This window comes from Pseudomonas sp. dw_612 (assembly GCF_018449725.1).
Classification (GTDB): Bacteria; Pseudomonadota; Gammaproteobacteria; order Pseudomonadales; family Pseudomonadaceae; genus Aquipseudomonas.
This window is the reverse complement of the sequence record NZ_JAAVVC010000005.1, coordinates 215,108-228,054: the sequence shown is the minus strand read 5'-3', so window position 1 is coordinate 228,054 and position 12,947 is coordinate 215,108. Positions and strand designations below refer to the sequence as shown.

10 protein-coding genes are annotated in these 12,947 nt (G+C 60.0%); 4 read left to right on the top strand and 6 right to left on the bottom strand.

The genetic code is table 11. The annotated features are described in order from the left end of the window. Nucleotides 1-104: 104 nt before the first annotated feature. From HB680_RS10455 to HB680_RS10435, 5 genes are read right to left on the bottom strand one after another with little or no spacing between them, the layout of a single operon-like run. A complete protein-coding gene (locus HB680_RS10455; RefSeq protein ID WP_213938390.1) occupies nucleotides 105-1,511 on the bottom strand; it encodes an ATP-binding protein in 1,407 nt (468 codons plus the stop codon). Further along, nucleotides 1,508-3,319, bottom strand: coding sequence for a DAHL domain-containing protein (locus HB680_RS10450; RefSeq protein ID WP_213938389.1), 1,812 nt, complete (start codon nucleotides 3,317-3,319; stop codon nucleotides 1,508-1,510). Before HB680_RS10450 ends, HB680_RS10455 begins: the two co-directional genes overlap by 4 nt. Beyond that, nucleotides 3,316-4,275, bottom strand: coding sequence for a cytochrome c peroxidase (locus HB680_RS10445; protein ID WP_213938388.1), 960 nt, complete (start codon nucleotides 4,273-4,275; stop codon nucleotides 3,316-3,318). Before HB680_RS10445 ends, HB680_RS10450 begins: the two co-directional genes overlap by 4 nt. A 44-nt stretch (nucleotides 4,276-4,319) precedes the next feature. After that, nucleotides 4,320-6,194 carry an EAL domain-containing protein gene (locus HB680_RS10440; RefSeq protein ID WP_213938387.1) on the bottom strand — a complete coding sequence of 625 codons (1,875 nt, stop codon included), beginning with the start codon at nucleotides 6,192-6,194 and terminating at the stop codon, nucleotides 4,320-4,322. Further along, nucleotides 6,191-8,491 carry an EAL domain-containing protein gene (locus HB680_RS10435; RefSeq protein WP_256735499.1) on the bottom strand — a complete coding sequence of 767 codons (2,301 nt, stop codon included), beginning with the start codon at nucleotides 8,489-8,491 and terminating at the stop codon, nucleotides 6,191-6,193. The genes HB680_RS10440 and HB680_RS10435 overlap by 4 nt, the downstream gene beginning before the upstream one ends. Before the next feature lie 262 nt (nucleotides 8,492-8,753). Between HB680_RS10435 and HB680_RS10430 the strand changes: the two genes are divergently transcribed. From HB680_RS10430 to HB680_RS10415, 4 genes are all read left to right on the top strand, one after another. Then, nucleotides 8,754-10,115, top strand: a complete 1,362-nt coding sequence (locus HB680_RS10430; protein WP_213938386.1) for an HD domain-containing phosphohydrolase — start codon at nucleotides 8,754-8,756, stop codon at nucleotides 10,113-10,115. 147 nt (nucleotides 10,116-10,262) lie between these two features. Next, complete coding sequence (locus HB680_RS10425) at nucleotides 10,263-10,685, top strand: NUDIX domain-containing protein (RefSeq protein WP_213938385.1); 423 nt, start codon at nucleotides 10,263-10,265, stop codon at nucleotides 10,683-10,685. Nucleotides 10,686-10,710: 25 nt separating this feature from the next. Next, nucleotides 10,711-11,349 (top strand): LysE family translocator, encoded by a 639-nt coding sequence (locus HB680_RS10420; protein ID WP_213938384.1) that lies wholly within the window; start codon nucleotides 10,711-10,713, stop codon nucleotides 11,347-11,349. A gap of 2 nt (nucleotides 11,350-11,351) precedes the next feature. Further along, the gene (locus HB680_RS10415) at nucleotides 11,352-11,849 is read left to right on the top strand and encodes a GNAT family N-acetyltransferase (RefSeq protein WP_213938383.1); all 498 of its coding nucleotides are present in this window, start codon (nucleotides 11,352-11,354) and stop codon (nucleotides 11,847-11,849) included. A gap of 104 nt (nucleotides 11,850-11,953) precedes the next feature. On the opposite strand, the gene metR is transcribed toward HB680_RS10415, so the two are convergent. Continuing rightward, nucleotides 11,954-12,871 carry a transcriptional regulator MetR gene (gene metR / locus HB680_RS10410; protein ID WP_213938382.1) on the bottom strand — a complete coding sequence of 306 codons (918 nt, stop codon included), beginning with the start codon at nucleotides 12,869-12,871 and terminating at the stop codon, nucleotides 11,954-11,956. Nucleotides 12,872-12,947 lie beyond the last annotated feature (76 nt).

Here is a 12,947-nt window from a genome sequence, read left to right as displayed (position 1 = left end):
TCGCGAAAACGGTCTGACATTCAACATTGATGTTGCCTGACATACCGCATTCGCGAGCAAGCCCGCTCCCACATTTGATTTGTATTGCCACAATTAATCGGGGTTCAGGCGGAGAGTTTGGTCTGGTGCACCGGCAACTCAACCCTGAACGTCGTGCCTGTCCCGACCACGCTGCGCACCGAAATATCCCCGTGATGCTTCTTCACAATCCCGTACGACAGTGACAACCCCAGCCCAGTCCCCTGGCCAATCGGTTTGGTGGTGAAGAACGGATCGAAGATCTTCTGCAACGTCTGCGGTTCAATTCCCGAGCCCGTATCGGCCACCTCGATCCATACCGTTTCTCCTTCAAGCCCGGTGCTCAGGGTGATGGTGCCCCGTTCCGTGCCAATCGCCTGGGACGCGTTGACGATCAGGTTCATGATCACCTGATTGATTTGCGAGGGCAGGCATTCGATTTCCGGCAGCACCTGATATTGCTTCACCACATCGGCCTTGTACTTGAGTTCGTTGGCGACGATGTTCAGCGTCGATTCGATGCCCTGTTGCAGATTGGCCCACTGCCATTCCTGGTTGGAGTCCACCCGAGAAAAGTCCTTCAGATCCTTGACGATCTGCCCGACGCGGCTAATGCCGTCCTTGGATTCCTTGATCAGCAGCGGAATGTCTTCGCGCAGGAATTCCAGCTCGATCCGTTCGCGCAGCACATTCAGGCGCTCGATCACCTCGGGTGAGGTAATCGCCTCTTCGGCACTGCGATAGGCGTCGAGCATTTCCTGCAATTGCTTGAAGTAGCCGTCCAGGCAACCGAGGTTGGACGAAATGAAGCCGATGGGGTTGTTGATTTCATGGGCGACGCCGGCCGCCAGTTGTCCCAGCGAGGCGAGTTTTTCCGATTGCACCAGTTGCGATTCCAGCTGTTTGCGCTCGTCGATTTCCCGTTGCAGCTCGACACTGGCTTCCTTGAACTGCCGGGTCCGGCGTTCGACCATTTGCCCCAGATGATCCACCTGCACGCTGGCCCGTTCGGTCATGTCCCATTTGGTCAGCAGGGTATTGGCCATTTGCTGGACTTCAATGTTATCGAATGGCTTTTTCAGGATCAGCAACCGGTCGTGGGCCTGCAAACGGTCCAGCAGTTCATCCCACGAATAATCGGAATACGCGGTACACACCACCACTTGCAGGCGCGGGTCTTCCTGCCACAGGTGTTCGATGGTTTGCGCGCCGTCCCAGCCGTCGGGCATGCGCATATCGACGAAAGCCATGGCGTAGGGACGGTGTTCCTTCAGGGCGAATTTGAGTTTGCCCAGGCCTTCCTGACCGCCGAAGGCCGAGTCCAGCTCGAACAGTGCGCTGGCGGATTTCGCTTCGGCACCGAACAGCGTGGCTTCCATCTCATCCAGTTCCACGTGCTGTACCGGGTTCGGGGTGAGGATCTTGCGAAAATCCACATGAATGGACGGTGTGTCATCGATCAACAAAATGCGTCGATTCGAAGGGTTGCTCATGCGTCACCTGCTACGGTTTTCAGGGGGATTTGCAACGTGAACTGTGCACCTTTGCCCGGCCCGTCACTGTGGGCGGTGAGGTGGCCGTTCATCTCGATGGCGGCCAGGGCGCAGCTGTGCAGGCCGAACCCGTGGCCCTCCTTGCGGGTGGTAAAACCGTGGGCAAAGATTCGCGTCATGTTTTCCTCGGGGATGCCTTCGCCGTCATCCTTGACGCTGACTTGAAGAATGCTGTCGTCGACGATTTTGACCCCCAAAGTCATCTGCCGTGGACGGTCGCTGAGATCGGACATCGCGTATTTGGCGTTGCTGATCAGGTTGATCAGGATCAGCAGCAAGCGGTGCTTGTCGCCCATCACCCGCGGGACGTCGCTGTACTCCTTGACCACCGTGACATGGTGCCGGGTCAGTGCGCCGGAGTTCATGCGCAGGGCATCCTCCAGCAGTTCACTGATGTGCAGCGGTTCCATCAGGCTGTTGGCGCCCGCGTAGGATTGCTGGGTGGCGACGATGTCCTTGATGTGATCCACACTTTTGGTCAGTTGGGCCAGTTCGTCGGTCATGCCCTGTTGTTCGAGGGCGATGGCGTCCACCAGTTGATTGAGGTAGCCGGGCAGCAATTTGCCTTTGGCATCCTCGCTCAGGAAACTGCCCAGGTCCTCGGGGTGTTCGTTGATCAACTGCATCGCCTTGCCCAATCCCAAGGCCTTGCTGCTGCGCAGTTTGCGGGTCACCAGGTCGGCGGAGATGTTCACGCTGTTGAGCACGTTGCCGACGTTGTGCAACACGTTGGTGGCGATCTCGGCCATGCCGGCCTGGCGAGCGGTGTCGAGCAGCTCACTCTGGGTGTCCTTGAGTTCCCGGGTGCGTTCTTCGACCCGCAACTCCAGGTCATCGTTGGCCGTTTGCAGCGCTTTGTTGACGCGACTGATCTCGGTGAAACTGCGCATCAGCCGAATCGCCAGGTACACCAGCACCAGGACCAGCAGCACGGAAAACACCAGCATGTAGAAGTGATAGCGCTGATAGATCGCGTCGGACGCCTGCTGATCCTGGTTCAGCAGGCTGGTGATGTCGTCCAGGCGTTCGGCCACGGGGATGGCTTCGATGTTTTCCAGCAGGCGGTTGACGATCGGTTGCTCGCGCAAGATGAGCTCAATGTGATTGCTCAGAATATCGATGGGACCATGGAACGCCTCCGGCAGGCGCAGTTTATTGACCCCCAGTTTGTTCAGGCCCACGAGGATATCGGCGGCCTTGTCGTCCGAGGTGACCTGAGCGAACTCCATGGCGCTGAGCAGCAAGTCGTAGGTGTCGGTGGCGATGTTCTGCAATTGCAGTTGGTCGCCATCTACCACTTGGGTCAGGGGTTGCTGGATGTCGTCCTCGGCGGTGGGCAAAAACGCCAGCGAGTTGCGCAGCACCGCGTTATGGGACTTGAACTGTTCCACCAGGCGGGTCTTTTCCTGGATGGCGGCCAGGTACGCATCATGGCTGGTGTTCCAAGCGGGCGAGTCGCTGCGGCCGTGGTTCGACTCCATGCTGTCGAACCGCTCCCACAACTGGGTCATCTCGGTCAGGGGCGAGACCAGCGGATCGTAGTTGTGGCTGATGGCGACCCGGGCCTTGAGAATCTCGGTTTCCCACTGCGCGTTGAGTTGTTTCATCCGCGCAATCAAGCCCCGGGATTCGGTGTAGGTCGAGGTCTGGTCGGAGCTGGATTTGAGGTACAGGAACAGCAGGATCGAGGCCAGCGCCAGGGCCACGAGGCTGAGCAGCGCCATGCTGCGACGGCGGGACATTTTCATAAGGGCTTGCCCTCCCATTCACCGGTCAGGGTCTTGAGAAACAGGATGATCAGGTGCTGGTCATCGTCCGAGGGCACGCGGCCAAGCTGGAACTTGAACATCACGTCCACCGCCTCTTCGAGGGTTTTTGCCGAGGCGTCGTGGAAGTACGGCGCAGTCACGGCAACGTTACGCAGACTCGGGACCTTGAACACGTTGCGGTCCTCTTCATCCTTGGTCACCAGATAGCGTCCCAGGTCGGTTTCGGTGGGGTTGCCCCGGGTTTTGAAGTAGTCACCCATGACCCCGAATTTCTGGAACATGTTGCCGCCGATGTTCACCCCTTGGTGGCAGGTAATGCAGCCGTAGTCCTTGAAGCGCTGATAACCGTACTTTTCATCGAGGGTGAGAATGTCGGTATTGCCTTGCAGGTACTGATCGAAGCGCGAGTTGCTGCTGATCAGCGTGCGTTCGTAGCTGGCCAACGCGTTTTGCACGTTGTTCATGGTGACGCCATCCGGGTAGGCGTTGGCAAATGCGCTTTTATAGGCCGGGTCGGCGCTCAGCGTCTGCACCACGTGTTCCCAGTTGCTGCCCATTTCGCTGGGGCTCTGCACCACTTCGTGGACCTGGGTTTCCAGGGTGTCGGCCCGGCCATTCCAGAACTGCCGGAAGTTCAGGGTGGCGTTGAACACGCTGGGGGTGTTGATGGCCACCGGTTGGCCGTTGAAGCCGATGGAGAACGGTTTGTTGTCGGCGCCGCCACTTTCCAGCCGATGGCAACCGGCGCAGGACAGGCTGTTATTCACCGACAAGCGCGGTTCATTGAATAACTGGCGACCCAGTTCGACCCGCAGGGGATTTTGCTGCGGCACGGCGGGCAACGGTTTTAGCGGTTCGTCCAGCGGTGCGCCGCTGGCGCTCAGGCAGATCGCCAACATAAACACCGGAAGCAGAAAGGCACGGTCGGGCGACATCGGATGATTCCTTGGCGGTTGGCCTGCGTGTCGGTGCGCGTCGCTCATGTCTGGGCTGAGGGCAGGGGCTTCACGGACATCAAATAATGGGCAAAAGCATCCGGTGCCACGGCTTTGCTGAAGTAATAACCCTGGCCTTCCTCGCAGTGGTGGGCCTTGAGGAAGTCCAGTTGTTCGAGGGTTTCTATCCCTTCAGCGATGACGGTCAGCTTCAGGCTCTTGCCCAGGCTGATGATGGCGCTGACCAGCGCGGCGTCGCTGCTGTCACGGCTCAAGCCGCGAATGAATGACTGGTCGATTTTCAGCACATCGATAGGAAACCGGCGCAGGTAACTCAGGCTGGAATATCCGGTGCCGAAGTCATCGATGGACAGGCGCACGCCCAAGGCCTTGATCCGGTTCAGGGCGGTCACGGTGGTGTCGACGTTCTGCATCAACACCCCTTCGGTGATTTCCAGTTCCAGCAACGTTGGCTCCATCCCGGTCTGCTTGAGGATCTGCTCGATGCTCTCGACAAAGTCCCGCTGCCGGAAATCGATGGCCGACACGTTCACGGAGATGCAGATTTTCGGTAACCCGGCGCTCTTCCAGATACACGCCTGGCGACAGGCCTGGGCCATCACCCATTTGGTCAACGGCACAATCAAACCGCTGTCTTCGGCCACCGCGATGAAATCCGAGGGATAGACCCAGCCCTGTCCCGGCTTTTTCCAGCGGATCAACGCTTCGGCGCCGACCACCTGGCCGCTGGTCAGGTCCATTTTCGGTTGGTAATGGAGCACGAACTCATTGCGCTCCAGGGCCAGGCGAATCCCTGACTCAATGCTCTGCTGCTCTCGGGCGCGCTGGTTCATTTCATCGATGAAAAAGCTGAAATCGTTCGGGCCGTTTTCCTTGACGTTGCGCATCGCGGTTTCGGCTTTCTTGATCAGCACGATGGCGTCGAGGCCGTCCTCGGGATAGATGCTGATCCCCAGGCTGGCGGTCACGCTCAAGTCGTGGCCGGCAATGTGTTGCGGCGCACGGATGGCATTCAAGAGTTTTTCGGCGATGCCCTTGGTCTGCTGCGGGTGCCGCACATCGGCGAGGATCACCACGAACTCGTCGGAGCCGTAGCGAAACACCGAGTCGGATTCGCGCACCGTGGACACCAGACTCTGCCCGACCCGTTTGAGCATCTCGTCGCCGGCCGGATGCCCCAGGGCATTGTTGATGCGCTTGAAGCGGTCCAGCCCGAGAAACATCACCGCCAGTTGTTTGTCATGGCGTCGGGACAAGGCCAGGGACTGATTCAGGCGATCGCCGAGCAATGTGCTGTTGGGCAATTCGGTGAGGACGTCGTACTGCAACAGGTGCGACACCTTCAGCAACTCATGCACCCGGGCTTCGATGGTCTGCTCCAGGCTCAGCACTTTCATCGCCGCGTCCTGGGCCATCTGCCATTTCCAGGTCAGGGCACTGGCCATTTGGCGGATTTCCAGGCTGTCGAAGGGTTTTTTCAACACCAATAGCTGATCGCCGAATTCGAGGCGCTCGGCCATGGCTTCCCAGCTGTAATCCGAATACGCCGTGCACAAGGCGATTTGCAGGCTGGGATCGGCCTTCCACAGCTCTTCAATGGTTTCCAGACCGTCCCAGCCCGGTGGCATGCGCATGTCGGTGAACGCCAGGGCGTAGGGGCGACCTTCGGCCCGGGCGCGCTTGACCAGTTCCAGGGCTTCCTGGCCCTGATACGCGGAGTCGAGCTGAAAGGTCAGACGGTCCGGTTGCAACGTGCCGAACAGCGCTTCTTCGGTGCCGGCCAGGCTCTGTTCCTCTTCCGCGTCGGGGTCGAGGATTTTGCGGAAATCCAGATGGATCGACGGCGTGTCGTCGATGATCAGGATGCGCCGGTTGGTCCGCACGAAGGGTGTCTTCATCCGTTATCCTCCGTGGAGCGAGGCGGGTTGCCCGGGATCGGGCCGGTTTCGCTGCCCGAGGGCACGATGCTCCCGGCTTTCAGCAGTTCGGCGGCTTGTTGGCTGCTGACCGCTTTGCTGAAGAAATACCCTTGGGCGTTCATCGGCGAACCCGTAGCCATCAGCGAACTGCGTTGCTCCTGGGTTTCGACACCTTCGGCAATGATTCCGATCCCTACGTCACGGGCAAAATTAATAATCGCCCGCAACGTGTTCGCGCTCGCCGGGTCCTGGGCGGCTGTGTCAATGAAAGCCTGGGCGAGTTTCAGGTGATTGACCTGATAGGTCTTGAGGTAGTCGAACGAAGAATATTCGGTGCCGAAGTCGTCGATGGCGATCTTCACGCCTAGCTCCCGCAGGCGCGGCAGCACATCGTTGTGGGTCCATTTGGTTTGGGCCAGGGTTGCTTCGGTGACGTCGAAACGCAGGTCCCAGGGGCACAGTTCCCAGCGCGCGGTGGTGCGCAGCACGTCATAAATCAGCTCGGGACCGCTCTTGAGCTGGGCCAGGGACAGCTTGATCGCAATCACCGGCGGCGCCATGTCTTCGTCACGCCACTGGCGCATCTGCCGGCAGGCCTGGTCCAGCACCCAGTGGCCGAGGGCGACGATGGTCCCGGTTTTTTCCGCGGCCGGCAGGAACGACGGGCCTTCGAGGATCCCGCGGGTCGGGTGGTTCCAGGTGACCTGGGCTTCCATGCCGAGGATCTTGCCGGTGCTCAGGTCCACTTCCGGCCAGTAATGCAGTTCGAGCTCTTCGTTATCGATCGCGGTTTTCAGGTCGCTGGCGATGGTCATGCGCTCGACCACTTCCTGATTGATCTCCTCGGAATGGAAGTGGTACTGGTTGCGGCCCTGTTCCTTGGAGCGATAGAGCGCCATGTCGGCCTGGGTCAGCAGGCTGTCGGCGCTGAGGATGTCCGGGGTGCAACTGCTGATGCCGATGCTGACCGAGGCCCGCACATCGTTACCGTTCAGGGAGTAGGGCAGCACCAGCGAATCGCGCACCTTGGCCGCCAGCGCCGCGGACTGGGTCGGGTCGCTGACATCGAGTTGCAAGATCGCGAACTCGTCACCGCCCAGGCGCGCGACCACATCGTTTTCGCGCACGCAGGCCTTGATCCGCCGGGCGACTTCCTGCAACAACAGGTCCCCCACCGGGTGGCCGAGGGTGTCGTTGATGCGCTTGAAGTGGTCCAGGTCCAGGTAAAAAATCGCGAACGCGGTGGCGCCCCGACGATTGGCCGCGAACGCCTGGTGCAACCGTTCGATCAGGGTCGCGCGGTTGGCCAGCCCGGTCAGCCCGTCGGTGCGGGCCAGCAAGGCGATTTTCTCTTCGGCGAGCCGGCGTTCAGTGATGTCGAGGATGATGCCTTCGACTTCCAGCAAGCGGCCTTCGGCGTCACGCACCGGGATGTAGCGGTTTTCCACCCAGCGCCAGGCCCCGTCACCGGTGCGCAGGCGAAACTCGATGGAAGCGCCCTGGGCATGGCGGTCCAGTACCCGCTCCATGGCGTCGTCGACTTTCGACAGGTCATCCGGGTGAATCAGCTCCTTGGACCAATTGGCCGACGCCACCAGTTTGGCCGCGACGTGCCCGTATTTGGTGATGTTGTGCGAGATATACATCAGCGGAAACGACGGCTCGCCGCGAAGGCGATACAGAATCGTCGGGCTGTTCTGCACGATGATGTTGGCGTCGGACAGCTCCAACGTGCGTTCTTCCACCGCTTGTTCGAGCAGGGACATTTTCAGCGCTGCGTCTTCGGTCATTTGCCATTTGGCCGTGAGCGCGCTGGCCATCTGGCGGATTTCGATGGCATCGAAGGGTTTTTTCAGGATCAGCAGGCGATCGCCCAGCTCCAGGCGTTCGTCGATGTCTTCCCAGGAGTAGTCGGAATACGCCGTGCACAGCGCCACTTGCAGCTTGGGATCGATCTGCCACAGCCGTTCGATGGTTTCCAGTCCGTCCCAGCCCGGTGGCATACGCATGTCGATGAAGGCCATGGCGTAGGGCATGTCGTTGGCCAGCGCCGTTTCGACCTTGTTCAAGGCTTCAAGGCCCTGAAACGCGGATTCGAGGATAAAGCTTTGCAACGTGATAGCTGCCGTCGATCCGAAAAGCGCCCTTTCGGTGCTGTCCAGGTCGTCGTCCTGAATGGTCTGAGGGCTGAGGATCTTCGCGAAGTCCTGATGGATCGAAGCCGTATCGTCGACGATGAGAATGCGTCGGTTGGCCCGTGCAATCAGCGCATTCATAGGCAGGCGCCCGGGGCGACAGCGATTCGAAACGGTCTGTTCATAGGGGCATCCTTTCCCTGATCACCTGGCCGAACGGTCACAGAATGTGGTCCGAGTGACCTGAGCATAGCCCCTTGTCTGGAGTTCGCTCGGGCGCATGGAATGAATCAGTTGCAGGCGGTGTCTGAAAATCATCTAGCCTGTAGATCAGGCTCCGGCAAGCGTGGATGTTTGTCGTCGCCCTGCCACAACGCAGACCCGTTTCACTCGAGGTGACGCCATGGAAGAGCAACTCCCTACGACTTTGACCGATAAACCCAAGGTGTTGCTGGTCGACGACGAGGAATCAATCCTCAGCAGCCTGCGTCGTCTGTTGCGCGGCCAGCCTTACGACGTGTTGTTGGCCACCAGTGGGGCCCAAGCCCTGGAAATCATGGCGCAACAGCCCATCGATCTGGTGATGAGCGACGCGCGCATGCCCAATATGGATGGCGCCACGTTGCTGGCCCACATTCATCAGCTCTACCCGGCGACCACGCGCATCCTGCTCACTGGCTACGCGGACCTGCCGACGATCATCAAGGCGATCAACGACGGACAGATCCACCGTTACATCAGCAAACCCTGGAACGACGAGGAGCTGCAACTGACCCTGCGCCAGGCCCTGGAGCATCATCATTCCGAAAGTGAACGCCGACGCCTGGTGCAATTGACCCGCCAGCAGAACGATCAGCTGAAAACCCTCAATAGCACTCTGGAAAAACACGTCGCGGCGCGCACTTCCGAGCTGCAACAGACCGCTGACATGCTTGACCTGGCCTACGAGGAGCTCAAACACAGCTACGTCACCGGCACCGAGGTGTTCTCGTTGCTGGCCAATCTGCGCTTGCCGCCGGCCAAGCAGACCAACCGCCAGATCATCGAGCTGGTGCGGGTGTACTGCAAACTCCACGGGCTGGACGAGGGCACCAGCCGCGACCTGACCATGGCCGCCGCGCTCTACAACATCGGTAAGCTGAGCTGGACCGACAGCATGATGATCACGCCGTCGGACATGCTCCATCACATCGATCGCGACCGTTATCGCGAGTATCCGAAGCAGAGCGAGTCGCTGCTGATGACCCTCGACCCGATGAAAGACGCTGCCCGCCTGATCCTGCACCATCAGGAACGCTGGGACGGCAGCGGCTTCCCGGACCGGCTCAAGGGTGAGGCGATTCCGTTTGGTTCGCGGTTGCTGAAACTGGCGGTGGACTTTATCGAGTTGCAGCGCGGGCTGATCCTCGAACGGCAGATGAACAGTGACGAAGCACTGGTGTATATCCGCAGCTACGCCGGGCGGCTGTACGATCCCGAACTGGTGGAGGATTTCATTCAGGTCTGCGCCGCGTACCTCAGCGACGTGACCCTGGCCGATCCGTCGGTCAAAGTGCTGACCACCCGCGACCTGGCGGCGGGCATGATCCTGGCGCGCAACCTCAATGCCGACAACGGCATGCTGCTGCTCAATGCTGGCAAGGTGCTGAATGGCCCGTTGGTGGACAAGTTGATCGCGTTTGAAACCATGGAAGGCGCCAAGTACAGCGTCTTCGTGAAAATCCCTGAGGAAGTCGAAGCGCTATTGGAGCGCGAAACCTCGTAAAAAACACCGCAATCCCCGTGGGAGCGGGCTTGCTCGCGAAAGCGGTGTGTCAGTCGACATAAATTTTGACTGACACACTGCTTTCGCGAGCAAGCCCGCTCCCACAGGTTATTCTTATGGCCTTTTTACCGAGGCCAATCCAGACCCATGTCCACGCCACCGCGCATCATCCACATCGCCGCCGCCCTGCTGATCGGCCCCGACGGCCGCACCCTGCTGGTCCGCAAACGCGGCACCGAAGCCTTCATGCAACCGGGCGGCAAGATCGAAGCCCATGAGCAACCGGTCCGCGCCCTGGCCCGCGAACTGGAAGAAGAACTGAACCTGTTTATCGATCCGGCGCAAACCGCGTATCTGGGCCAGTTCTCGGCACCGGCCGCCAACGAGCCCGGTTTCATCGTCCAGGCCGAACTCTTTCTGCTGAGCATCGATTCAGACGTCCATCCCGCGGCGGAGATCGAAGAAGTGCGTTGGATCGACCCGGCCACCGACGGCCATCTCACGCTGGCGCCATTGACACGGGACGTGATCCTGCCGTTTTATCGAGCCTCGCTGACCACGATCGCCTGATTAAAACCGGACCCAGGACTGCCCCATGATTCCGCTTCAAGACTTGCTGATCTTCGCCGCCGCCGCGTTGCTGATGGTACTGACGCCGGGGCCGAACATGATTTACCTGATCTCCCGTTCGATCTGCCAGGGGCGCAAGGCCGGGGTGACCTCGTTGCTCGGCGTGGTGGCGGGGTTCTTCGTGCATTTGTTCGCCGCCGCGGCCGGTTTGACCGCAGTGTTTTTGGCGGTGCCAATGGCCTACGAAATACTGAAATGGGCCGGTGCGCTGTACCTGGTGTGGCTGGCCTGGCAAGCGGTCAAACCCGGCGCGCGCTCGCCATTCGAGGCCCAGCAGTTGCCGCCGGATTCATCGCGCAAACTGATCACCATGGGGTTTCTGACCAGCGCTTTGAACCCGAAGATCGCGGTGTTCTACCTGTCGGTGTTTCCGCAATTCATCAGCCCGGAACATGGTTCGGTGTTTACCCAGAGTCTCATCCTCGGCGTGACCCAGATCAGCGTGAGTTTCTGCGTCAACCTGCTGATTGCGCTGTTCGCCGCCGGCATCGCGTCGTGGTTCGTCAGCAACCCGACCTGGCTGGCGGTGCAGCGTTATTTTATGGGCTTCGTGCTGTCGGCATTGGCGGTGCGGCTGATGCTTGAACAACGCAGGACGGCGTGACCATGTGGATCGAACGCCTGGATGCCAGCCATGCGCTGGACTATCGAGAACTGATGCTCGAAGCCTACGACCGGCACCCGCAAGCATTCACCTCCAGCGTGCGCGAACGTGCCGTGATGCCGCTGGGTTGGTGGGAATCGCGGTTGACCAGCAAACTCGATGTGGTGTTTGGGGCGTTCGTGGAAGGCCAGTTGTCGGGCATCGTTGGCCTGGCCTTCGAACCCCGGGAAAAGGCCCGGCACAAGGCGACGCTGTTTGGCATGTACGTGTCGGGCAATGTCCGCCAGTGCGGGCTGGGGTTTGAGTTGGTGCAAGCGGCGTTGACTGAAGCGCAAAACCATCCGGGCCTGAAGCTGATCCAGTTGACCGTCACTGCCGGCAACGATGCCGCGTTCAAGCTGTATCAGCGCTGCGGCTTTATCCAGTTCGGGCTGGAGCCTTTGGCCGTGCGGGTCGGCGAGGATTACTTCGACAAAATCCACATGTGGCGTGAGATTTAAAGATCGCAGCCTCGTTTCACTCGACAGCTCCTACAGGTGTACGCAAAACCCTGTAGGAGCTGTCGAGTGAAACGAGGCTGCGATCTTTTGATTTCCGCTTTTAGTCAGCGAACCGCGCTAACCCCGTCGAGGGTCGAGAACGATGTGTCCTTGGCCGTCAGCAGGAAATCGCGCATATACGGTGCATCCAGCATGTCCGCGCGAATCCCGGCGTACAGCGTCGCAAACAGCCCTTTTTCCCCCAGCCGCTTGGCCTTCACATAACCCCGTGAGCTGTATTCATGCAGCGCCCAGTGGGGCATGCCGCACACGCCGCGTCCGCTGGCCACCAATTGCATCATCATCACCGTCAGTTCCGACGTACGGACCTGGGCCGGTTCGACGTCGGCCGGTTCGAGGAAACGGGTGAAGATGTCCAGCCGATCCCGCTCCACCGGGTAGGTGATCAAGGTTTCCGTCAGCAAGTCTTCCGGCACGATGTACGCCTTGTTCGCCAAGCGGTGCTGATTGGCCACCGCCAGCATCGCCTCATAAGTGAACAGCGGCACGTAGGTGATCCCGGCCAGTTCCAGCGGATCGGAGGTCACCACCAAATCCAGATCACCCCGGGCCAGGGCCGGCAGTGGGGCGAAGGAAAAGCCCGAGGCCAGGTCGAGTTCGACTTCCGGCCACGCATCGCGGAACTGGTCGATGGTCGGCATCAACCACTGGAAGCAGCTGTGGCACTCGATCGCCATGTGTAAACGCCCGGCGGTGCCACCGGCCAGCCGCGCGATATCGCGCTCGGCGCCGCGCAGCAGCGGCAGGGTCGCATCGGCCAGTTGCAGCAGGCGCAAACCGGCGCTGGTGAAACGCACCGGTTTGGTCTTGCGCACGAACAACGGCATCCCCAGCCGTTCCTCAAGCTCCTTGAACTGGTGGGAAAGGGCGGACTGCGTCAGGTGCAGGCGGTCGGCCGCATCCACCAGGCTATCGGCTTCGCGCAAGGCGTGCAGGGTCTTCAAGTGACGTATTTCAAGCACCGGGGGCTCCATGAGGAAAACTTGTGATCAACACGAAAAGGTTGAGTTTGTCTCATGTTGGCTTGGGTGTCGACAA